Genomic DNA, 20,991 nt, shown 5'->3' with positions numbered 1-20,991 from the left:
TTGGGCTGTGACTTCCACGGCCGACCTCGTCCAGACCTACCTGCGCCCCGGCACATTGCACCTCGGCGCGCAGCCACCGCTGTCGCTCTACGTGCACCTGCCGTGGTGCCTGCGCAAGTGCCCGTATTGCGATTTCAACTCGCACGAGATCGTTTCGGGCGAGATGCCGGAGCAGCGCTACCTCGACGCGCTCGTCGCCGACCTGGAAGCCTCGCTGCCGCTGGTGTGGGGCCGCGAGGTGCACAGCATCTTCATCGGCGGCGGCACGCCCAGCCTGTTCTCGCCCAAGGGCATCGACCGGCTGCTGTCGGACATCCGCGCTCGCCTGAAGCTCGCGCCCGACTGCGAGATCACGCTGGAAGCGAATCCCGGAACGTTCGAGAAGGACCGCTTCCGCGCGTTCCGCTCCGCCGGTGTCACGCGCCTGTCGGTGGGCGTGCAAAGCTTCAACGACACGCACCTGAAGGCGCTGGGCCGCGTGCACGATCGCGCCCAGGCGATCGCCGCGGTGGAGGAGGCGCAGCTCGCGTTCGACACCTTCAACATCGACCTGATGTACGCGTTGCCGGGCCAGGCGATGGAGCAGCTCGAAGACGACCTCACGCAGGCGATCGCGCTCATGCCGCCGCACCTGTCGGTCTATCACCTGACCATCGAGCCGAACACGTATTTCGCCAAGTTCCCGCCGAAGGTGCCCGAGGACGACCTCGCCTATTCGATGCTCGACCGCATCACGGAGATGACCAGCGGTGCGGGATTCGAACGCTACGAAGTCTCGGCCTACGCCAAACCAGGTCACCGTTGCTGGCACAACGTGAACTACTGGCAATTCGGCGATTACCTGGGCATAGGCGCGGGCGCGCACGGCAAATTGAGTTTCCCGCACCGCATCGTGCGGCAGGTGCGCAACCGCGAGCCGAGGCTGTACATGGAGAACGCGCTCGCCGGCAACGCCGTCGCGCAATCCGATGAGGTGCCGCGCGACCAGTTGCCCTTCGAGTTCATGCTCAATGCGCTGCGCCTGCGCGAGGGTTTTGCGCTGTCGCTCTTCACCGAGCGCACGGGCCTCCCGATCACGGCGATCGGGAAGCCCCTGCAGGAGGCCGAGCGCCGCGGCCTGATCGAGCGCGACCTCGCGCATGTGAAGCCGACCCAGCGCGGCTTCGATTTCCTGTCGGACCTGCAGCAGCTGTTCCTCTGATTCCCCGCCTTGCGGCGTCCTAATGCATCTTTTGCATAGGGGTCGTCCCAACCGGCATTTGCCCCGGCGGGCGGCGAAGCCTAGAGTTCGGCCACGCGGCGGGGATGTCACGAGCGTCCGCGGCCGTCGGAGACAACACGAAGGGGAAAACAGCCCATGAACGCCGCCACACCGGTCCTGCACAACCGCGTCGATGCCGTGCTCTCGCTCGCCGCATCGAAACTCGACGCCGCGCGCCTGAAGAAGGTGCAGGCGATCGCCCCCGACTACTTCCGCCGCCTGGCGCCCGAGGACATCGGCGACCGCATGCCCGAGGACCTGCTGGGAGCGCTGCTCTCGCACCTGGAACTTGGCGAAACGCGCAAGCGCGGGGAACTCCGGTTGCGGATCTTCAGCCCGACGCCGGGCGAGAACGGCTGGACGTCGAAGCACTCGATCATCCAGGTCGTCAACGACGACATGCCGTTCCTGGTCGACTCCACGACGCTGGAAACCAACCGGCAGGGCCTGACGCTGCACCTGATCGTGCACCCGATTTTCGCGGTGGAGCGCGACGCACAAGGACGCCTGCAGGACATCATGCCGCGCGCGCAATCGCCGCAGGCGCCGCGCGAGTCGTGGATGCACATCGAGGTCGACCGCCTGATCGACGCCGAGGAGCGCGAGGCGCTCGAAGCGGGCCTGCAGCGCGTCCTGGGCGACGTGCGCAGCGCCGTGCACGACTGGAAACCGATGCTCGCGCGCCTGGGCGTGGCGATCGCGGAACTCGCGAACCCGCCGTCCACCGTGCCCGATGCCGCCGTGGAGGAGGCGCGTGCCTTCCTGCAGTGGCTCGCCGATGGCCACATGACCTTGCTCGGGTACCGCCAGAACGAGCTGATCCGGCAAGGCGGCGACGTCGTCCTGAAACCGGTGGCGGGCAGCGGGCTGGGCCTGTTGCGCGAGAGTGCGCAGGAGAAAACCTCGGCCACCTTCTCTGCCTTGCCGCCGCAGGCGCGTGCCGTGGCGGCCTCGACGCTGCCGCTGCTGGTCGTGACGAAGTCGAACACGCGCTCGACGGTGCATCGGTCCGGCTACACCGATTACGTGGGCATCAAGCGCTACAACGACGCAGGCGAGGTGATCGGCGAGCACCGCTTCATCGGGCTCTTCACTTCCACGGCCTACAGCTCGCGCGTCTCGGAGATTCCGCTGCTGCGCGGCAAGGTGCAGCAGGCGATCGACCGCGCCGGCTTCCCGCCCGGCGGTCACCTTTCCAAGGCGCTGGCCCACGTGCTCGAGACGTATCCGCGCGACGACCTGTTCCAGATCCCGGACGATGACCTGTACGAGACGGCGCTGGGCATCGTCTCGCTCGGCGAGCGGCAGCGGCTGCGCCTGTTCGCGTGGACCGACCCGTTCGAGCGCTTCATCTCCTGCCTGGTGTTCGTTCCGCGCGACGCGTATTCGACGGACCTGCGCATCAAGTTCCAGCGCATCCTCCTGCGCGCCTTCAACGCGAGCAGCGCCGAGTTCGACGTCACGCTGACCGAGCAGGTGCTCGCGCGCATCCACTTCACCGTGCGTACGACGCCGGGCAGGCTGCCGGCGGTCGACGTCAAGGACGTGGAGCGCCAGCTCGCCGCGGCGGCGCGACGCTGGGACGACGACCTGCGGGATGCGCTGGTGCGCCTGGAAGGCGAGGGCGCAGGCATCGGGCTCTACAAACGCTGGTCGTCCGCGTTCCCCGCCGGCTACCGCGAGCGCTTCGCGGCCGCGCAAGCCGTGCCCGACGTGCGCAAGCTCGCGTCGCTGTCCAGCGAGCAGCCGTTCGCGCTGGCGCTGTACCACCGTGACGGGGAGGCCGATGCAGGCGCGCTGGGCCTGAAGGTCTATCGCCTGGGCGCCCCGCTCGTCCTGTCCGACAGCCTGCCCATGCTCGAGCACATGGGCCTGCGCGTGCTGGGCGAGTCGAGCTGGCGCATCGACGGCCTGGCGGGCAGTGAAGGCATCGCGCTGCACGATTTCGAGCTGCAAGCGCGCCTGACGGGTGAGATCGAACCCGAAACGCTGGCGCGACTCTTCGAGGAGGCGCTGGCACGCGTGATGCGCGGCGAGGTCGAGAGCGACGACTTCAACCGGCTCGTGCTGCTCGCGGGACTCTCGGCCGAAGAGGTCGTGATCCTGCGCGCCTACGCGAAGTACCTCAAGCAGATCGGTTTCGCGCAATCGCAAGGCACGATCGCCGCGACGCTGGGCACGCATCCGCGCATCGCCCGCATGCTGGTGGGCCTGTTCAAGCTGCGCTTCGATCCCGCCAAGCGCGACGAGGAAGGGGCAGCGTCCCAGGTGCGTGCGATCGAGCAGGCGCTGGAGAAGGTGAGCAACCTCACCGACGATCGCGTGCTGCGCCAGTTGCTCGCGCTGGTGCAGACCACGCTGCGCACGAACTACTGGCGCACGGGCATCGGGCATTCCGGCGCGCCGGGCCCGCGCCGGCAGTTCCTCAGCTTCAAGTTCGATTCGGCGGCCGTTCCCGGCATGCCGCAGCCCCGGCCGCTGTACGAGATCTTCGTGTACTCGCCTCGCTTCGAGGGCGTGCACCTGCGCGGCGGCAAGGTGGCCCGCGGCGGCCTGCGCTGGTCCGACCGGCCGGACGATTTCCGCACCGAGGTGCTGGGGCTGGTGAAGGCCCAGATGGTGAAGAACACCGTCATCGTGCCGGTGGGCTCCAAGGGCGGCTTCGTGCTGAAGAAGGCGCCGCCGGCCAGCGACCGCGATGCGTTCATGAAGGAAGGCATCGCGTGCTATCAGGAGTACCTGCGCGGGTTGCTCGATCTCACCGACAACCTGGTGGGCGGCAAGGTGGTGCCACCGCCGCAAGTCGTGCGCATCGACGGCGACGATCCCTACCTCGTCGTGGCGGCCGACAAGGGCACCGCGACATTCTCCGATTACGCGAACCAGATCAGTGCCGAATACGGCCACTGGCTGGGCGATGCGTTCGCCTCGGGCGGCAGCATCGGCTACGACCACAAGGTCATGGGCATCACGGCGCGCGGCGCCTGGGAATCGGTGAAGCGCCACTTCCGCGAACTCGGCCTGGACACACAGTCGGCGGACTTCACCGTCGTGGGCATCGGCGACATGTCGGGCGACGTGTTCGGCAACGGCATGCTTCTGTCCAGGCACATCAAGCTGGTGGCCGCGTTCGACCACCGCCACATCTTCATCGACCCGGACCCGGACACGGCGAAGTCCTTCGCCGAGCGCGAGCGCATGTTCAAGCTGCCGCGCTCGTCCTGGGCGGATTACGACACGTCGCTCATCTCCGAAGGCGGTGGCGTGTGGGCGCGATCGGAGAAATCGATTCCCGTGTCGCCGCAGGCCCGTGCCGTGCTGGGCATCGAGGCCCAGTCGCTGAACCCGACGGAGCTGATCTCCGCGATCCTGAAGGCGCCGGTCGACCTGCTCTACAACGGCGGCATCGGCACCTACGTGAAGAGCAGCCACGAGTCGAACAGCGACGTCGGCGATCGGGCCAACGACGCGCTGCGCGTGAACGGCAACCAGTTGCGCTGCAAGGTCGTGGGCGAAGGCGGCAACCTCGGGTTCACGCAGCGCGGGCGCGTCGAGGCGGCGCTGGCCGGCGTGCGGCTGTACACAGACGCGATCGACAACTCCGCCGGCGTCGACACCTCGGACCACGAGGTCAACATCAAGATCCTGCTGGGCCTGGTCGAAGCCGGTGGGAAGCTCACGCCCGAAGAGCGCAACGCGTTCCTGCCCACCATGACCGATGAGGTCGCCGCGCTCGTGCTGCGCGACAACTACTTCCAGACGCAGGCGCTGTCGCTGGGCAGGCGTATCGCGCCGGCAATGCTCGAGGAGCACACGCGCTTCATGCGATTCCTGGAGAAGGAGGGCAAGCTGGATCGCGGCATCGAGTTCCTTCCCGCGGACGACGAGATCGCGCAGCGCCGCCTGAAGGGCCTGGGCCTCACGACGCCGGAGCAGGCCGTGCTGCTCGCATACAGCAAGATGTGGCTGTACGAGGAGGTGCTGGCCTCCGACCTGCCCGAGGACGCCTGGGTGGCCACGGCGCTGCACCGCTACTTCCCGGGGGCGCTGTCGAAGAAATTCGGTGCCTACGTCGACAAGCACCCGTTGCGCCGCGAGATCATTTCGACGCACGTGATCAACAGCATGATCAACCGCGTCGGGCCGACATTCGTGGCCCAGCTCGCCGAGCAGACCGGGGCCGCGCCGGCCCAGGTCGTGCGGGCCTACCTGCTCGCACGCGAATCCTTCGGCAGCGTCGAGCTGTGGCAGCGCATCGAGGCCCTGGACAACCAGGTGCCCGACGAGATGCAAGGGGACATGATCCTCGAGTGGCGGCGCCTCCTCGCGCGGGCGACGACATGGTTCCTGCGCTCACGGCGACTGGCCGAGCCGATGGAGAAAGTCATGCAGCGCCTGGCCCCGGCCGTGCAGGCCTTGCGCGCACGGCTGGAGCCGGAAGCCGCGCAGCACCCGCGCGTCGCCGCGTGGACGACCGCCGGCGTGCCCGCGCCGCTCGCGCAGCAGGTCGGCAGTGCCGAGCGGCTGTTCAGCGCGCTCGACGTGGCGGAGATCGCCGAGGGCGCAGGCAGCACGCTGGCCGTCACGGCGGAGGTGCACTTCGGCGTCGGCGAGCGCCTGGGACTGGAGAAGCTGCGCCAGCAGATCGAGCTGCTGCCCGCCGACAGCCACTGGCAGGCGCTCGCGAAGATCGCGCTGGCGGACGACCTCGCGGCCCTGCATCGCTCGATCGCGCTCGACGCCGTCAAGGGCGGCGACGGCACGGCGGCCGACAAGCTGCAAGGCTGGGAGCAGCGCAACCCGATGGCGTTCGCGCGTGCCAGGCGCCTCGTGGGCGAACTGGCCGAACTCACCGCGCCGGACCTGGCGATGCTGTCGGTGGCACTGCGCGAGCTGCGGAACCTGGTCGACTGACTAGAATCGGCAGGCCAGGAGAGTTGGCAGAGCGGTTGAATGCACCGGTCTTGAAAACCGGCGATGTCGAAAGACATCCGTGAGTTCGAATCTCACACTCTCCGCCATCCGCGCACCGCATTCGCCCGCGCCTTCCACGTGATGCGCCCTTGCGCATCCGTGTCCTCGTCGCAGCGCCGGCGCAGCCTGTCCTTCAGCCGGGCCTGCACTTCGGCGGGCTGGGGCAGCACGCGCTGCCGGATGCTCGAGGCGAGGAGGGTGGTCTCCCAGAGGTCCTCGTAGCTGTCGTAGGTGCCGGTCACCTCGATCACCGTCGTCGCGATGTCGACCAGGCCCGCGGCCGACCACAGGCTGCGCATGTTCTCGATAGTCGCGGATTCGACACTGGGCGGATACAGCACGTCGATGCCGAGGGCGCGCATCTCGTCCTGCATCTTCGCGAGGGGAAAGCCGCCGCCGAGGATGTCCCAGGCGTACGCGCTCACGAGGCCGCCCGGCCGCACCACGCGCGCCATCTCGCCGACGCCGCGCGCGGGCTCGGGGACGAAGAACAGCACGAGCGCCATCACGGCCGCATCGAAACCGGCGTCGCCCACGGGAAGCGCCATCGCGTCGCCCTGCAGGTAGGCGGCGCCGCTCGCGCCGGGTCGCGAGCGCGCGTAATCGAGCTGCCCCGCCGACGGATCGACGCCCGTCACGGCCGCGGGCGCGCAGCGCTCCGCCAGCAGTTGGGTGAACGCGCCGTTGCCGCAGCCCACGTCGACCCAGCGCCAGCCGTGCGGCGCGGCGAGCCAGTCGAGGAAACGTGCGCCGGCCCTGCGGCTCCAGATGCCCATCACGCGTTCGTAGCCCGCGCCGTCCTCGAAGCGGATCGTGTCGGCCATGCCATGCTCCTCACGCGACAGGTCGCGTGCTGCGACTATAGGCAGGCGACGCGTCAGCCGCCAGTCGCCGTGCGCCGGCCGTCCGGGTCCGGTGGCGCGACGATCGCCAGCGCCTGGGCCGCATTGGCGAGGTACAGCGGCACCGGCTCCTTCTCGTCCATCGTCGGCTGCGGCTTCGCGAACGCCGCGTTGCTGTCGGCGATCTCGTCGGCCTGCGCGAGCAGCTCGGCGATGCTGCCCGTGACGGCGTCCCATGAACTGCCAGCGGCGATCTCCTTGAGCAGGCGCGCATGCTCGTCCTGCTGCGCCGGCGTGCGGGCCATCAGCATCTCGATGTCGGCGATGAAGCCTTCCGGCGTGTCGGCCACGCGCACGACGTGGCCGTAGGGTTCGACGATGTCGCGGATCGACGTGCTCACCGACGGACGCCCGCAGGCCATGTACTCGAGCGTCTTGGCCGGGCTGATGTACCGGGTGGAGTCGCCCAGCGAGTATGGCAGCAGGCACACGTCCCACCCGCAGATGAGGCGCGGCAGGTCCTCGTAGCCTTGCTGCCCCAGCCAGTGGATGTTGTCGCGGCGGGGCAGGCGCGCCGCATCGACGTTCACCACCGGGCCGACCATCACGAGGTTCCACTCGGGCCGGGCCCTGGCGATCGCATCGAGCAGCTCGAGGTTGATGCGCTCGTCGATCACCCCGCTGTAGCCCAGTCGGGGACGCGGGATGCCGGCGTGAAGCGGATGGTCCGCGCGCGCGCCCGCGAAGTGCTGCGCATCGACGCCGCTCGGGAAACAGTGCACGTCCGGATGGCGCAGGCGCTTGGCGTGGTACAGGCTGCGCCCGGCCGTGAAGACCAGGTCCGCCCTCTTGAACAAGGCGTTCTCGCGTTGCAGGAGCTGCCGTGGCGCGCCCGGTAGGTGCGCGAGTTCGTCCAGGCAGTCGTACGCGATGCCGCGTGGCTGCAGGCACGACGCGAGCGGCACGGCCATCGGCGTGTAGAACCACACCCAGTAGTCGCGCACGTCGTGCTCGCGGATGCCGGTGGCCAGCAGCTGCTGCAGCACCGGAAGGTGGTCGTCGTGGAAGCCGGGGGCATCGCCCGTCACCCGCGGCTGCCATACCTGCACGCCCGGGGCGGCCTCGAACACTTGGAGTTCGTTGCGCCCCGCGCCGGCCATGGGCTCCTCGACGAAGACCACTCGCCAATGCCGCGCGAGCCGGGTGAGCAGGTGCTGGGGCCGCTGGTAGAGGGAATTCCAGCGCAGGTGCGAGAAGACGACGATCGCCTGCATGCGAGTCCTTCAGGTGCGCGTGCGTGCATGCCGGCTGCGCGGGCGCGACAGCAGGTAGCTGCAAGCCAGCAGCGCGCCGGCGCCCGCCACGATGGCGCCCGATCCCATCGAGCGCGCCATGCTGCCGGCGATCTCGCCGGTGCGCGGTGCGGCCAGTTGCAGGCGGCGCTTGGTCATGCGCGCACCCAGCTCGCCGAGCTGGTCGGCCAGTACGCGTTCCGCCGCCGGCAGGAGCAGCGTCTCCTCATCGGCGACGTGATGCATCACGTTGTTCATCAATTGGTAGAAGGTCTCGTCGAAGCCGGCGGCGGTGGGCTCGAGCTTGCGCAGCTGGTTGATGAGGCGCCGCATCTCGTCGTGCTCCGGCACGCTCTTGCGCACGAACTCCGTGTCGGCGACGGCGCGCAATGCCGGGTAGAAGATTTCCTCTTCGAGCTGCGCGTGGATCTCGAGCGCCACGCATACCTGGTCCGCCAGGCCCTTCTTCACGCGCGGCGAGGCGTCGGCCTCGTACTGGTGGAAGGTCGTGAGCACATGGCTGTGGTCCATGCGGATCATGTTGGTGACGCTGGGGGAGATTCGGCTGAGCAACGAGTCCATGGCGGTCCTTGGCAGCAAGTCCGAACGCCATTGGAAAGCCTCAGCGCTCGGGGCCGTGTCGGACGCGGGCTCGTTCGAAATGCGCTGCGCGGCTGTAGGCAGGTGCCTACCGCGCTTCGTGGCGGCGGCGCTCAGGCTGCGGCGGGAGCGCCGCCTAGCCTGAGAAGCATCGACAACTCATGGGAGATCCGAAATGCCTGTCATCCTCTGGCTTCTGGGCGTGCCGCTCGTCGTCGTCATCCTGCTGATGCTGCTGCACGTGATCTGACGACCCCACCCGCAGCGGACGCGGTCAGGGCTTGCGCCTGGCCTCGTCCAGCTGTTCCTGGTTGCGGCCGGACATGTCGCCGCGATTGCCTTCGGGCACTTCATGGTTGTCCGATTCGGTCGTTTCCTGCGCGCCCTGGTTGGCGTAGGGCTGGCGACCCGAACCGCCCTCCCAGTTGACCTCGCTGCGCGGCCCATGCCGCGCGTGGCCCGCTTCCGGGCCCCGACCCGCGCCTTTGCCCGTCCCTTGACTGCTCATGACGGTCTCCTTGCCGTGTAGCCTTGCGGCAGCACGTACGCCACGCTCGGTTGCGTGCGCAGGGCCGCCAGGCGTTCCAACCAGAATCCGGGATCGACCTGCAGGGATGTGCTGTCGGCGGCCGGCGCGCGGTCGCTGGTCACGGAGCGCACCGCGAGCTGGGTGCTGGCGTTCGCCCACACGATGGCGCCGGTGCGTGCGGACGCGAGCGGGTCGGCGACGAGCCGGCCGGAGGCGAGCACGTCCGGGCCGGCCTGCAATGCGCCGTTGCCCGTGGGATGCCCCTGCGGATCGAAAGCGAAGATGCGCGACTGCACCTTGTCGACGACGACGAAGGGCAGGCCCGCAGCATCCTGCGTGGCCACTGCCCACCGCGCGATGCGCCGCACTTCGGGCGACGCAGCTTCGCGGGCCAGCGCGGTGTCGATTGCCGCGCCCTGCTGCTGCTGCGCGGCCAGCGACGACGCGGCCTGGTCGAAGTACAGACCGAACCCCACCATGGCCATCGCGAGGATGGCGGGAAAGGAGCGGGCGGCGAGCGTGTCGCGGATGTTGCGGGTGGACACGGCGTCCTAGCGTATCGGCCGAGACCGGCCCGTCTGTAGGACGGGGCCGATTTCGGATCAGCTGGTCAGTAGCCGAAGTTCACCTGGGCACTGCTGGTCGAGCTCACGTCCGCCGGCTTCGTCAGCGTGGACCGGCCCGGCGCGGAAGCTTCGATCGTGTATTTGCCAGCCACGGTGGAATCGGGCGTCAGCGTGAGCGTGGTCGTGCCGGCCGCATAAGCGCCCTTGACCGGGGCGGCCATGGGCAGGCGGAAGTGGTAGCTGCCGGCGGTCGCGTCGACGGGCTGGCTCGCCACTTCGATCTGCGGTCCGCCCGTGAGCGCCTGCAGCGCGCGCATCGTGGCATCGGTCACCGCGGTGGTCACGGTGCTGCCGTTGGCCAGCGTGCTGGCCGTCACGGTGCCTGTCACGTCGGCCATCGACGAGGTCGGCAGCACGATCGGCGCCGCAGCCGTGCTCACGACGGTGGTCGTGGTGCCCGCGGGCACGCTGGTGACGACGCCGGTGGCGCGCCCATCCGATGTGATGACCAGCGTGTACGTGCCGGCCGACAGGAACGGGATCGAGAAGTTGCCGCTCGAATCGGGCGTGGTCGCCCGGACTACCGCGCCGTTCTGCTGGGCCGAGATCGTCGTGCTGCTGAGCGCGAGCGTGCTCGTCACGACACCCTGGATGCCCGAGACGATGCGCGGCACGACCGAGATCACGGGCTTGAGCTGGTACTGGCCGGAGCTGCCGGATTTCACGACGGAGCGGCAGGCGTCGAAGTCGAGCACGAGGTCGGCCATCTGGCCGGGGGCGACGTCCGTGTGGACCTGCAGCTTCAGGCCGCTTTGCTGGCCGCTGGGCGTGGACAGGGCGACGACCGACCCGCCCGTGGGCTGCACGGCGTTGGCCGGCGGGTTCGCGTTGCCCGTGTTGGACGCCAGCACGAGACGCACTTGCGAGTAATGGCCGGCCGCGAGCGGCACCGTGCCCAGTTCCTCGAGCACGCCGTTGGTGAGCGAGAGGAGGTCGATGCGGCGCGCCGGCGACAGCGTGAGGTCGGTCCAGCCCGCGTCGGTGTCGGAAGCGGTCGCGCTGGTGTGCACGCTGACCTTTTCCACCGTGACCCAGACGTGGTCCCAGCCGCAGGCGGGCGCGTCGGTCAGGGCGAAACGCATCGAGCCCTGCGCCGCACCGCCATCGCCGCCACCGCCGCAGGCGACCACGCCCGCTGCCACGATGCCGCTCCACACGGCCAGTCCGATCCACTGCAGGTTGCTGCTCTTCTTCATGCGTAATGCCTGGCTGAAGTTGTTGGGGTGGGGCGATGCTCAAGGCTGTGGCTGCGCGCGACGTGAGCAAACGTGACGAGGCGGCTCGATTGACACTGTTTGCAACAGAAGACGCAACGAAATCGCGGAAAAGACAACGGTCCAGGGTGCCAAAAAAAGCGGGCCGCGTGGGCCCGCTGTCTCCCTGGCGAAGACTTCCTTCGCGTTCTATTTCTGCGCCGGCACCGGGGCGGCCGGGTCCGAAGTCTTCGGTGCCGCCGTTACGGATCCCTCGCCCGGCGGCGTGACGACGGTCTCGACTTCGCGCAGCAGCCCGCCACCGGCAACGCTGCCCGATACCGTCCCGTATCCCATCATTCGCGCCTCGCACGCCGACTTGTCCTCGCCGGTCAGCACATTGCAGCGCGCGCGGGCGTTGGCTTCGAACTGGCCGTTCGAGTTGTCGAGCACGCCGCGCTTCTTGTCGGCTTGCGCGTTGCGTGCCTCCTTCATGCAGGTTGCCTGGTCCTCGGCGGTCTTGCCGGCCTTGCATGCCTGGATTTCGGCCTGGTAGCTGCCGCTCTTGTCCAGGGGCGCGCCCTCGGGGAACTGGTTGCCGGCCACCTGCGCCGCCATGGCGGTGACCGCGAACACGGTCATGGCGCCGAAGGAAGCCAGGCTCTTGCGTGACAGCGTCTTGTCGAGTGATCTCATCTTGAAAACTCCTGCGGTGACTCGCCTCGATGCATGCAGTCTAGGGAGCCGGCCAGCGCCTCCATGCCGGAAGAAGCAGCGCGTGGACGGCGGAGCACGGCGAAGCGCCAAGTAGGACGTCCGCCTGCGCGCCCTGTCCCTGCGCACAAGCCCAGCCGTGGGTAGGGAGCGTCCGACGCCGCCATGCGGCTTGCCCGCACGATGAGGCTCCAATGGCGACTACGCCCCGGCCACGGGGTGCGGCCGATATTGCCAATCACCGGCCGTCCCATGCGCGGGTGGCAGGTGGTCGGCAACCCAGAGGGCCGGCCAGCTTCAACAACACGCCGTTCGCGGCAAGGAGTCACTGTATGAACTTCATCATCTGGTTGATCGTGGGTGGTATCGTCGGCTGGATCGCCAGCCTCATCATGCGCACCGACGCGCAGCAGGGCATCCTGCTGAACGTCATCGTCGGGATCGTGGGCGCCTTCCTGGGCGGCTGGCTGATCTCCCCGCTGGTGGGCACCGGCACCATCAACGAAGGTTTCTCGATCGGCTCGTTCATCGTCTCGCTGCTCGGCGCGGTGATCCTGCTGGCGATCGTGAACCTGTTCCGCCGCGGCCGCGTGCGCTGAGCGGCGACGACGCACAAGGATTCCGGCCCTCCGGGGCCGCATGCCCATTTCCGCGTCTGGCCTGACAGGCGCGCCGGCCCTCGGCCCTGCGATGCTTCAGCCTCGCAGGGTTTTCCTTTTTTCTACATAAGCAAATCGAAGAGGGCGCGCGCCACGACCTTCGTCGCCCGGCGCAGATCGTCCAGATCGAGGCGCTCGTCGGCGCGCTTGGCGTTGGACTCGAGCACCGTGCGGGGGCCGGCGCCATAGATCACGCCGGGGATGCCGCGCTCGGCATAGAGGCGCACGTCGGTGTACAGGGGGGTGCCCATCGCCGGGATCGGCTCGCCGAAGACCTGGCTGCCGTGTTTCTGCAGGGCTTCGACCAGCGGTGCGTTGCCCGGCGACGGCTTCATCGAGTGCGCGAGCAGCAGGCGCCTGATGTCGACCCGGATGCCCGGCACGAGCGCGGCCGCATCCTCGATCACGCGCCGGATCGTCGTCTCGACGTTCTCCGGCTTCTCTTCGGGAATCATGCGGCGATCGAGCTTGAACACCACCTTGCCGGGCACGACGTTGGTGTTGGTGCCGCCCTCGATGCGCCCGACGTTCAGGTAGGGATGCGTGATGCCGGGCACGTTCGAATTCACGCGCTTGTAGGCCTCGTTCTGCGCGTACAGCGCGTGCAGGATTCGCACCGCGCCCTGCAGCGCGTCCACGCCGGTGTGCGGCACCGCGGCATGGGCCATGCGCCCGTGCACGGTCACTTCCAGCTGCAGGCAGCCGTTGTGCGCGGTGATCACCTCGTAGCTGAAGCCCGCCGCGATCAGCAGGTCCGGGTTCGTCAGGCCGTGGCGCAACAGCCAGCCCGGCCCGAGCTCGCCGCCGAATTCCTCGTCATAGGTGAAATGCAGTTCGACGACGCCGTTCAGCGTGGCCTTGAGCGACTCCAGCGCGCGCACGGCGAAGGTGAAGGTCGCGAAGTCGCTCTTGCTGACGGCCGCGGCGCGCCCATACAGCTTGCCGTCCACGATCTCGCCGCCGTACGGGTCGTGCGTCCAGCCTTCGCCGGGCGGCACGACGTCGCCATGCGCGTTCAGGGCGATGGTCCGGCCCTCGCCGTAACGCCTGCGCACGATCAGGTTCGTGATCGATTGCATGCCCTGCGCGCGGACCTGGGCCTCGGGCACCGGGTGCTTCTCGACCGCGAAGCCGAGATCGCGCAGCAATTGCGCCGTGCGGTTGGCGTGGGGGGCGTTGTTGCCCGGCGGCGTGTCGGTGGGCACGCGCACCAGTTCCTGAAGGAAGCGCACCTCCTCGTCGAAGTGCGCGTCGACCCAGGCGTCGATCCGCTCGTAGTCGTCGTTCATTGTCGTTCTTGCGCGAGGTCCTCGAGCAGCTGGGCGAAGGCTTCGACGGCAAGCTGCATGTCGTGCGCCGTCGTCGATTCCAGCGGGTTGTGGCTGACGCCCGAGTTCTGGCCGCGCACGAACAGCATCGCCTGCGGCATGACCTCGTGCAGTTTCATCGCGTCGTGGCCGGCGCCGCTGGGCATGCGATGCAGCGGCACGCCCAGGACATCGACGGCGCGCTCCCAGCGCGCCTGCCATGCGGGATCGCTCGGTGCGGCGGCCGCGCGCATCGTTTCTTCCCCATCGAAGCGCACGCCGCGGCGCTCGCCGATGGCCTTCATGCGCGCGAGCACGTCGGCCACCAGCGCGTCGCGCTGCGGGTCGGTGGGCGCGCGCAGATCCAGACTGAACCGGCAGCGGCCGGGCACGACGTTGATCGAGCCACCCGGCACGTCGAGCATGCCGATCGTGCCGACCGAATCGCCATCGCGCGCCGCCCGCTGCTCGATAAAGAGCGCGAGTTCCGCCACCGCGACGGCCGCATCGCGCCGGCGGTCCATCGGCGTGGTGCCCGCGTGGCTGGCCATGCCCGTCGCCTCGCACTGGTAACGCACGCCGCCGTTGATGGACGTGACGATGCCCAGCGGCAGGTCGATTTCGTTCAGCACGGGGCCTTGCTCGATGTGCACCTCGACGAAGCCGAGGTACTGCTTCGCGTCGCGCTTCAATGCCGCGATGGCCGCCATCGTCGCCGGCAGGCCGGCATGGCGCATCGCGTCGCGCATCGTGATGCCGTCGGCGTCCTTCTGGTCCAGCCACGCCGGGTTGAACTGGCCGATCAGCGAGCCGGAGCCGAGGAAGGTGGCCTTGTAGCGCTGGCCTTCCTCCTCGGAAAATCCGATGACCTCGATGCCGAAGGGCAGTCGCCTGCGTGCGCGCGCGAGCTCGCGCACGCAGGCGATCGGCACATAGATGCCCAGGCGGCCGTCGTACTTGCCGCCATTGCGCACCGTGTCGTAGTGCGAGCCGGTGAGGAGTCTGCGACTCCTCACCGTGCCGGTGTCATTGTGGCCCGACCCCACCCCGACCCTCCCCTCTCCAGGGGAGGGCTCCACTGCATGGTAGACGCCGACGACATTGCCCACCGCATCGATGCCCACTTCGTCGAAACCGCATTCCTGCATGTCGGCGACGATGCGTGCGGCCGCGGCGCGATGTGCGTCCGTCAGGTACGTGACCGTGAGCTGGCCTTTTTCCTTGAAGCCCGGATCGCTGAACCCGGCCAGCGCTTCGAGCTTGTCCCAGACGAAGTCGCCCAGCGCGGATTCGATGCCCAACTTGTCGGCGAGGCGCAGTTCCGCGATCCGATGCACGTTGCGCAGGGCCTCGGCCAGCTCGAAATCGACCGGGTTGGCCAGGCGCCGCTCGAAGGTCTCGATGATCTCCTGTCGCGTCAGGCCCGTGCCGCGCGGCCCACGCACGGCCAGGATGAACGGGAAGCCGAACTTCGCGTTGTAATCGGCGTTGAGCTGCTGCAGCTTCGCGAATTCCCCGGGCGTGCAGTGCGACAGGCCCGCGCGGCCCTGCTCATTGACCGATTCGGTCGTCATGGTGCCCGCGACCATCGCCTTGCCTGCAAGCTCCGGGTGCGCGCGCAGCAGCTCGAGCTGCTTCTCGCGACCGGCGTCGCGCACCACCTGCGCCAGTGCGTGCTTCAAATGCGCAAGCGAGCGGAACGGGCCGCGCGCCATGGCTGCCTGCGCCACCCAGGGCGAGTGCTCGTAGATGCCTTCCAGCTGGTCCAGCGTGATCGCCATCTCAATCCTTGAACGGGTGCACGGCTTTCCAGTGCCTGGCGATCTCGATGCGGCGGCACACCCAGACACGGTCGTGCTTCGCGACGTGATCGAGGAAGCGTTGCAGCGCGAGGAAGCGCCCGGGCCGGCCGGCCAGCCGGCAGTGCAGGCCGACGCTCATCATCTTCGGCGCCTGCGCCCCTTCCGCGTACAGCGCGTCGAACGTGTCGCGCAGGTAGGTGAAGAAATCGTCGCCCTGCGCGAAGCCCTGCGGCAGCGAAAACCGCATGTCGTTCGCATCGAGCGTGTACGGCACGACCAGGTGCGGCACGACCGTGCCGTCACTCTTGCGCACCTTCATCCAGAACGGCAGGTCGTCGCCGTAGTAATCGCTGTCGTATTCGAAGCCGCCTTCGTCGGCCACCAGGCGGCGCGTGTTCGGGCTGTCGCGCCCGGTGTACCAGCCGAGCGGCCGCGCGCCGGTCGCGCGCGTGATCGCTTCGATCGCCAGGCGCATGTGTTCGCGCTCCGTCGCCTCGTCCACCTGCTGGTAGTGGATCCAGCGCCAGCCGTGCGCCGCCACCTCGTGGCCCAGGTCGCTGAACGCGGCGGCCACCTCCGAGTGGCGCTGCAGGGCCATGCCGATGCCGAAGACCGTGAGCGGCAAGCCGCGCCTTTCGAACTCCCGCAGGATGCGCCAGACGCCCACGCGCGAACCGTACTCGTAGATGCTCTCCATCGACAGGTGGCGGTCCGGGTAGCTCGCCGGGCTGGACATTTCCGAGAGGAACTGCTCGGAGCCGGCGTCGCCGTGCAGCACGCAGTTCTCGCCGCCTTCCTCGTAATTGAGCACGAACTGCACCGCGAGGCGGGCCTGCCCCGGCCAGCGCGGGTCGGGCGGCGTGCGGCCGTAGCCCGCGAGGTCACGCGGGTAGGGCGCGGTGCTGTCATAAGCCATACACTGTTTCCTTCTGAGCGAAGGATGTTACATGGGCCTGAGCACGCACGTCCTCGACACGATGCACGGCTGTCCCGCGGCGGGCATGGCCGTGGAACTCTATTCGACGTCAGGGGCGAACACGGCGCTGGTCAAGCGCTTCGTGCTCGACGCCGACGGCCGCCACGCGGGCGGTCCGGTACTGGAGGGGGCCAACCTGAAGAAGGGCACGTACCGGCTGGTGTTCGATGTCGCCGGTTACTTCCGCTCGCGCGGGGTCGCGCTGCCCGAGCCGAGCTTCCTCGGCAAGGTGAGCGTCGATTTCGGTATCGCCCAGCCGGCGCAGCACTATCACGTGCCGCTGCTCGTGAGCCCTTTCAGTTATTCGACCTACCGGGGCTCGTGAGGCCGACCGATGAGGCCGACTACATCAGAGCTGGCCTTCGCTCAGCGTGTCCAGCTGGAAACGGCCGCTCTTGTGCCACAGCCAGGTGTCGGTGTAGACCACGTGGCCCATGCGCGTCGGTGCCGGGAAAGGTGCGGCGGCGCGGACGGTGCGTTCGATCTCGGCGACCACTTCGGGGGCGTGCGAGGGCGCGCGCATCCAGGTCAGCGAGCGCACGTTGCCGCGGGCATCGACTTCCACCTGCAGCACGCCGACGGCATAGAGCAGCGGCGGCAACTTGCCCTTGTAGATGCGATCGTGGTTCTTGCTGTACAGGTGCGTGGCCGCGTCCGTGCGGTAGGCGCGCGGCGTCGTCGCCTGCGAGATGTGGGCGGGGGGCGGCAGGGGCGCTTCGGCCGCCTTGGGCGCCTGCACCGGGGCGGGCGCCTTCGCGACGGGCGCGGGCGGAGGCGGCGAAGAGCAGGCAGCCAGCAGGGCGGCCACGACGGCAGCGGGGGCGCCGAGGCGCAGGTGGCGAACGAAGTGCATCGATGTCTCCTTCATCAACAAGCGCGCTCGAATTGGCGCATCCATCATGCGGAATCGATTGAACGGGATATTGATCAGCAAGACGACTGCCGTTACCTTTTGAAATCGAGTTTTGTCGCTCAAGCAGCACACCGCGTACTTCCGCATGAAATTCACGAGCAGGCTCGAACATGAGGACGCGGTGCTGGTCACCGTCTTGTCCACACAGGGCTCGGCGCCGCGCGAAGCGGGCGCCTGGATGCTGGTTTTCCCCGATGCGATCGACGGGACGATCGGCGGCGGGCATGTCGAGCTCGAAGCGATCGCCAAGGCGCGCGCCTTGCTGGCCAGTGGGGGCGTGCCGTTCGAGCGCGGGTACACGCTGGGCCCGAGCCTGGGGCAATGCTGCGGCGGCGCGATGCAGTTGCGCTTCGAGCGCGTGACGCGCGCCGATGCCGCGCCGCTTGCGCAGCGGCTCGCCCCCCGGCGCGAACCCCTGGCGCTGTTCGGCGGCGGCCATGTCGGCCGCGCGATCGTGCAGGCGCTCGCGCCGCTGCCCTTCGCCGTGACCTGGATCGACAGCCGCGACGAAGTCTTTCCGCAGGAAGTGCCCGGCAACGTCGAATGCGAGCACTCCGACCCGGTGCAGGCGGCCGTGCCGCTGCTCGTGCCTGGATCGCGCGTGCTCGTCATGAGTTTCAGCCACGCGGAGGACCTCGACGTCATCGCCGCGTGCCTCAAGCGCCTGCGCGAGCGCGACGACCTGCCTTATGTCGGCCTGATCGGCAGCAAGACCAAGTGGGCGACCTTCCGCCATCGCCTGGAGCAGCGCGGCTTCTCGGGCGGCGAACTCGCGCGCATCACCTGCCCGATCGGCATTCCCGGCATCGCCGGCAAGCAACCCGAAGTGATCGCCGCGAGCGTCGTGGCGCAGATCCTGCAACTCCAAGGCTGATGGAAACCTACCTTCTCGACTGGGCCAACCTGCTGCTGCGATGGGCGCACGTGATCACCGCGATCGCGTGGGTCGGCTCCTCGTTCTATTTCGTCTTCCTCGACTCCAGCCTCGTGCCGCCGGCCGACGAACCCATGCGCAGGGAGGGCGCCACCGGCGAGCTGTGGGCCGTGCACGGCGGCGGCTTCTACCACCCGGTGAAGTACGCCGTGGCCCCGCCGAAGCTGCCGGACCACCTGCACTGGTTCTACTGGGAGAGCTACTCGACCTGGCTCACCGGCTTCGGCCTGTTCACGGTGCTGTACCTGTGGAATGCGGGCACGTTCCTGGTCGACAGGAACCTGTTCGACTGGCCGCCATTCCTCGCCGGCGTCCTGGCCGTCGCGTCGCTGTACGTCTTCTGGTCGGCCTACAACCAGGTGTGCAAGCTGTTCGGCGAACGCGAAAGAGGCGACGCGATCGTCGGTGCCATCGTGCTCGTGCTGGTGGGGGCCGCGGCGTGGCTCGCGTGCCGCGTGTTCCCGGGTCGCGCCGCCTTCCTGCTGGTCGGCGCGATGCTCGCCACGGCGATGAGCGCCAACGTCTTTTTCTGGATCATCCCCGGACAGAAGAAGGTGGTGGCCGCGATCCGGGCGGGCGAGCCGGTGGACCCGATCCACGGCTTTCGCGGCAAGCAGCGCAGCGTGCACAACACGTATTTCACGCTGCCGGTGCTGTTCGCGATGCTGAGCAATCACTACAGCTTCACGTGGTCGCATCCGCACAACTGGCTCGTGCTCCTCGCGATGATGGTCGCGGGGGCGGCGATCCGCCAGTTCTTCGTGCTGCGCCACGGCTTCAAGCTCGGCCGCAACGCGAACCCGCTGCCTTACGCGCTGGCGGGCATCGCCGTGATCGCCGGCGTGCTTGTGTGGCTGCGGCCCGCCACGACGACGCCGGCCGCCGCGCCGCAGTCCGTCACGTACGCCGTCGTGCAGAAGGTCATCGCCCAGCGCTGCTACCAGTGCCATGGCGAGCAGCTGCAGATGAAGAACATCCGCCTGGATTCGCCGGAAGCGCTGAAGGCGCTCGCGGCTCAGGTCTACCAGCAGGCCGTGCTGGCCAAGACCATGCCGCTGAACAACGCGACCGGCATCACCGACGCGGAGCGGGCGGTGATCGGCCGCTGGTTCGAGGCGGGCGCCCCGGCGCCCTGATCCCGGTGCCTCAGTTCCTCAGCGCCGAGTAATTGAGCGGCTCGAAGGCATAACCGCCGCCTTCGGCGCGGATGTGCCCCAGCCCCGGGAACGACAGGTGCGCGGCGCCGACCATCCAGCGCTTGCCCGCCGCTTCGGCGAAAGCCTTCTCGCGCTCGACGATCGCGCGCGGGCTGTCGGAATCGAAGCTGATCGCGATCTTCGGGTTCTCGAACTGCACCGCGGCGACATGCATGAGGTCGCCCCAAAGGATCAGTACCTGGTCACGGCTTTCGATGCGGTAGACCGCGTGCCCCGGCGTGTGGCCGTGCGCGGGGATGGCTGTCACGCCCGGCACGAGCTGCGTCACGCCTTCGAAGGGCTTGAACTTGCCTGCCGCGATGTAGGGACCCACCATGGCCTTCGCCGTGGCGAAGCTGTCACGCTGGTCCTGGGGCGCCTTGTCCACCTCGCTGTCGCTCAGCCAGTAATCCGTGTCGGCCTTGTCGATGCGCAGCACGGCGTTCGGAAAGGTGCGCTTGTTGCCCGCGGCAAGGCCGCCGATGTGATCGCCGTGCATGTGGGTGATGTAGACCTCGTCGACCTGCTCGGGGCGATAGCCGGCGGCGCGCAGGTTGCGCAGCAGCATCGGGCTCGAGCCCATGCCGGTGCCCAGGCCGGTGTCGATCAGCACCAGCTTATTGCCGGTGTTGACGAGGAAGGCGTTGACCGACAGCTCGGGGTGGTCGTCGAGGAAATGCTTCGACAGGGCGGCCGAGAGCTGTTCCTTCGGCGCGCCGGTGAGGAACTGCGTCATCGGCAATTTCGCCGTCGTGTCCAGCAGCGCCGTGACTTCGATATCGCCCACCTTCGTGCGATACCAGCCTGGCGCCTGCCTCTTGGCGGCCGGCGCTTCGGCGTGCGCGGTGAACGTGGCGGACAGCGGGACGGCGAAGGCGATGGCCAGCAGCAGCGATCGGATCATGGGTCAGCTCCTCATGGGCGATTTACAGATCGTCGCACATCTGCGAGTCCCGCCATCGGCCATGGAGAAATTCACGAAAACACGGCGCGGGAAGTGGCATGGCCGAGCCGCGGGCCGCTTCAGCGTGACCATGTTCGCGGTCAGGCGACTCGCCAGCCTGCGCGCGAATGGCTGAGCTTCGTAACGCCTGCCTACACTAACACTCTCGAGCTTACCGGGCTCAGCCATTGCGCCAACCACAATCTCAGCCTTTCCACGGATGTAGGACT

At 68.4% G+C, this 20,991-nt stretch carries 18 protein-coding genes and 1 tRNA gene; 7 read left to right on the top strand and 12 right to left on the bottom strand.

Features of this window, described 5'->3' with window-relative positions:
• Nucleotides 1-7 precede the first annotated feature (7 nt).
• The 3 genes from hemW (at nt 8) to AC3EF3_RS15915 (ending at nt 6,282) form a co-directional block, all read left to right on the top strand.
• Nucleotides 8-1,201: a radical SAM family heme chaperone HemW gene (hemW, locus tag AC3EF3_RS15925; protein WP_488533120.1), complete on the top strand. Its 1,194-nt coding sequence runs from the start codon at nt 8-10 to the stop codon at nt 1,199-1,201.
• Nucleotides 1,202-1,357: 156 nt separating this feature from the next.
• Nucleotides 1,358-6,175 (top strand): NAD-glutamate dehydrogenase, encoded by a 4,818-nt coding sequence (locus AC3EF3_RS15920; RefSeq protein ID WP_488533119.1) that lies wholly within the window; start codon nt 1,358-1,360, stop codon nt 6,173-6,175.
• Between the two features lie 17 nt (nt 6,176-6,192).
• A tRNA-Ser gene (locus AC3EF3_RS15915) sits at nt 6,193-6,282 on the top strand.
• On the opposite strand, the gene AC3EF3_RS15910 is transcribed toward AC3EF3_RS15915, so the two are convergent.
• The 7 genes from AC3EF3_RS15910 to AC3EF3_RS15880 all read right to left on the bottom strand — a co-directional run bounded on the left by AC3EF3_RS15910 (nt 6,268) and on the right by AC3EF3_RS15880 (nt 12,013).
• Nucleotides 6,268-7,059, bottom strand: a complete 792-nt coding sequence (locus tag AC3EF3_RS15910) for a class I SAM-dependent methyltransferase (RefSeq protein WP_488533118.1) — start codon at nt 7,057-7,059, stop codon at nt 6,268-6,270. The two genes, AC3EF3_RS15915 and AC3EF3_RS15910, sit on opposite strands and share 15 nt — an antisense overlap.
• A gap of 53 nt (nt 7,060-7,112) precedes the next feature.
• Nucleotides 7,113-8,351 (bottom strand): glycosyltransferase, encoded by a 1,239-nt coding sequence (locus AC3EF3_RS15905; protein WP_488533117.1) that lies wholly within the window; start codon nt 8,349-8,351, stop codon nt 7,113-7,115.
• A 9-nt stretch (nt 8,352-8,360) separates the two neighbouring features.
• A complete protein-coding gene (locus AC3EF3_RS15900; RefSeq protein WP_488533116.1) occupies nt 8,361-8,951 on the bottom strand; it encodes a hemerythrin domain-containing protein in 591 nt (196 codons plus the stop codon).
• A gap of 292 nt (nt 8,952-9,243) precedes the next feature.
• Nucleotides 9,244-9,477 (bottom strand): hypothetical protein, encoded by a 234-nt coding sequence (locus AC3EF3_RS15895; protein WP_488533115.1) that lies wholly within the window; start codon nt 9,475-9,477, stop codon nt 9,244-9,246.
• Nucleotides 9,474-10,043 carry a hypothetical protein gene (locus AC3EF3_RS15890; protein ID WP_488533114.1) on the bottom strand — a complete coding sequence of 190 codons (570 nt, stop codon included), beginning with the start codon at nt 10,041-10,043 and terminating at the stop codon, nt 9,474-9,476. The genes AC3EF3_RS15895 and AC3EF3_RS15890 overlap by 4 nt, the downstream gene beginning before the upstream one ends.
• 65 nt (nt 10,044-10,108) lie before the next feature.
• Complete coding sequence (locus AC3EF3_RS15885; RefSeq protein ID WP_488533113.1) at nt 10,109-11,320, bottom strand: DUF4382 domain-containing protein; 1,212 nt, start codon at nt 11,318-11,320, stop codon at nt 10,109-10,111.
• 207 nt (nt 11,321-11,527) lie between these two features.
• Complete coding sequence (locus AC3EF3_RS15880) at nt 11,528-12,013, bottom strand: hypothetical protein (protein WP_488533112.1); 486 nt, start codon at nt 12,011-12,013, stop codon at nt 11,528-11,530.
• Between the two features lie 350 nt (nt 12,014-12,363).
• Between AC3EF3_RS15880 and AC3EF3_RS15875 the strand changes: the two genes are divergently transcribed.
• On the top strand, nt 12,364-12,630 hold the full coding sequence (locus AC3EF3_RS15875) for a GlsB/YeaQ/YmgE family stress response membrane protein (RefSeq protein ID WP_488533111.1): 267 nt from the start codon (nt 12,364-12,366) through the stop codon (nt 12,628-12,630).
• 122 nt (nt 12,631-12,752) lie between these two features.
• Here AC3EF3_RS15875 and AC3EF3_RS15870 read toward each other — a convergent pair whose 3' ends face one another.
• Genes AC3EF3_RS15870 through puuE form a run of 3 tightly spaced genes read right to left on the bottom strand, consistent with a single transcriptional unit; the run spans nt 12,753 to nt 16,715 of the window.
• A complete protein-coding gene (locus AC3EF3_RS15870; protein WP_488533110.1) occupies nt 12,753-13,979 on the bottom strand; it encodes a M20 family metallopeptidase in 1,227 nt (408 codons plus the stop codon).
• Complete coding sequence (uraD, locus tag AC3EF3_RS15865; RefSeq protein ID WP_488533109.1) at nt 13,976-15,778, bottom strand: 2-oxo-4-hydroxy-4-carboxy-5-ureidoimidazoline decarboxylase; 1,803 nt, start codon at nt 15,776-15,778, stop codon at nt 13,976-13,978. The genes AC3EF3_RS15870 and uraD overlap by 4 nt, the downstream gene beginning before the upstream one ends.
• 1 nt (nt 15,779) lies before the next feature.
• Complete coding sequence (gene puuE, locus AC3EF3_RS15860; RefSeq protein WP_488533108.1) at nt 15,780-16,715, bottom strand: allantoinase PuuE; 936 nt, start codon at nt 16,713-16,715, stop codon at nt 15,780-15,782.
• A gap of 31 nt (nt 16,716-16,746) precedes the next feature.
• Here puuE and uraH point away from each other — a divergent pair, with 31 nt between their 5' ends.
• Nucleotides 16,747-17,100: a hydroxyisourate hydrolase gene (gene uraH, locus AC3EF3_RS15855; RefSeq protein ID WP_488533107.1), complete on the top strand. Its 354-nt coding sequence runs from the start codon at nt 16,747-16,749 to the stop codon at nt 17,098-17,100.
• Between the two features lie 24 nt (nt 17,101-17,124).
• Here the strand turns inward: uraH and AC3EF3_RS15850 are convergent, their stop codons facing one another.
• On the bottom strand, nt 17,125-17,628 hold the full coding sequence (locus tag AC3EF3_RS15850) for a hypothetical protein (RefSeq protein ID WP_488533106.1): 504 nt from the start codon (nt 17,626-17,628) through the stop codon (nt 17,125-17,127).
• A 145-nt stretch (nt 17,629-17,773) separates the two neighbouring features.
• Here AC3EF3_RS15850 and xdhC point away from each other — a divergent pair, with 145 nt between their 5' ends.
• Nucleotides 17,774-18,562 carry a xanthine dehydrogenase accessory protein XdhC gene (gene xdhC, locus AC3EF3_RS15845; protein ID WP_488533105.1) on the top strand — a complete coding sequence of 263 codons (789 nt, stop codon included), beginning with the start codon at nt 17,774-17,776 and terminating at the stop codon, nt 18,560-18,562.
• The gene (locus AC3EF3_RS15840; protein WP_488533104.1) at nt 18,562-19,758 is read left to right on the top strand and encodes a urate hydroxylase PuuD; all 1,197 of its coding nucleotides are present in this window, start codon (nt 18,562-18,564) and stop codon (nt 19,756-19,758) included. The genes xdhC and AC3EF3_RS15840 overlap by 1 nt, the downstream gene beginning before the upstream one ends.
• A 10-nt stretch (nt 19,759-19,768) precedes the next feature.
• Here AC3EF3_RS15840 and AC3EF3_RS15835 read toward each other — a convergent pair whose 3' ends face one another.
• Nucleotides 19,769-20,722 carry an MBL fold metallo-hydrolase gene (locus tag AC3EF3_RS15835; RefSeq protein ID WP_488533103.1) on the bottom strand — a complete coding sequence of 318 codons (954 nt, stop codon included), beginning with the start codon at nt 20,720-20,722 and terminating at the stop codon, nt 19,769-19,771.
• Nucleotides 20,723-20,991 lie beyond the last annotated feature (269 nt).

The sequence above is a fragment of the Ramlibacter sp. GS1-15 genome, assembly GCF_057785015.1.
This window is presented reverse-complemented; position numbering and strand designations above follow the sequence as displayed.

What these genes read in the sequence shown, in the direction of transcription:
- AC3EF3_RS15920 (WP_488533119.1), top strand. Translation starts at nt 1,358, where the DNA reads ATGAACGCCGCCACACCGGTCCTGCACAACCGCGTCGATGCCGTGCTC.
- AC3EF3_RS15910 (WP_488533118.1), bottom strand. Translation starts at nt 7,059, where the DNA reads ATGGCCGACACGATCCGCTTCGAGGACGGCGCGGGCTACGAACGCGTG.
- AC3EF3_RS15905 (WP_488533117.1), bottom strand. Translation starts at nt 8,351, where the DNA reads ATGCAGGCGATCGTCGTCTTCTCGCACCTGCGCTGGAATTCCCTCTAC.
- AC3EF3_RS15900 (WP_488533116.1), bottom strand. Translation starts at nt 8,951, where the DNA reads ATGGACTCGTTGCTCAGCCGAATCTCCCCCAGCGTCACCAACATGATC.
- AC3EF3_RS15895 (WP_488533115.1), bottom strand. Translation starts at nt 9,477, where the DNA reads ATGAGCAGTCAAGGGACGGGCAAAGGCGCGGGTCGGGGCCCGGAAGCG.
- AC3EF3_RS15885 (WP_488533113.1), bottom strand. Translation starts at nt 11,320, where the DNA reads ATGAAGAAGAGCAGCAACCTGCAGTGGATCGGACTGGCCGTGTGGAGC.
- AC3EF3_RS15880 (WP_488533112.1), bottom strand. Translation starts at nt 12,013, where the DNA reads ATGAGATCACTCGACAAGACGCTGTCACGCAAGAGCCTGGCTTCCTTC.
- AC3EF3_RS15875 (WP_488533111.1), top strand. Translation starts at nt 12,364, where the DNA reads ATGAACTTCATCATCTGGTTGATCGTGGGTGGTATCGTCGGCTGGATC.
- AC3EF3_RS15870 (WP_488533110.1), bottom strand. Translation starts at nt 13,979, where the DNA reads ATGAACGACGACTACGAGCGGATCGACGCCTGGGTCGACGCGCACTTC.
- uraD (WP_488533109.1), bottom strand. Translation starts at nt 15,778, where the DNA reads ATGGCGATCACGCTGGACCAGCTGGAAGGCATCTACGAGCACTCGCCC.
- puuE (WP_488533108.1), bottom strand. Translation starts at nt 16,715, where the DNA reads ATGGCTTATGACAGCACCGCGCCCTACCCGCGTGACCTCGCGGGCTAC.
- uraH (WP_488533107.1), top strand. Translation starts at nt 16,747, where the DNA reads ATGGGCCTGAGCACGCACGTCCTCGACACGATGCACGGCTGTCCCGCG.
- AC3EF3_RS15850 (WP_488533106.1), bottom strand. Translation starts at nt 17,628, where the DNA reads ATGCACTTCGTTCGCCACCTGCGCCTCGGCGCCCCCGCTGCCGTCGTG.
- xdhC (WP_488533105.1), top strand. Translation starts at nt 17,774, where the DNA reads ATGAAATTCACGAGCAGGCTCGAACATGAGGACGCGGTGCTGGTCACC.
- AC3EF3_RS15840 (WP_488533104.1), top strand. Translation starts at nt 18,562, where the DNA reads ATGGAAACCTACCTTCTCGACTGGGCCAACCTGCTGCTGCGATGGGCG.
- AC3EF3_RS15835 (WP_488533103.1), bottom strand. Translation starts at nt 20,722, where the DNA reads ATGATCCGATCGCTGCTGCTGGCCATCGCCTTCGCCGTCCCGCTGTCC.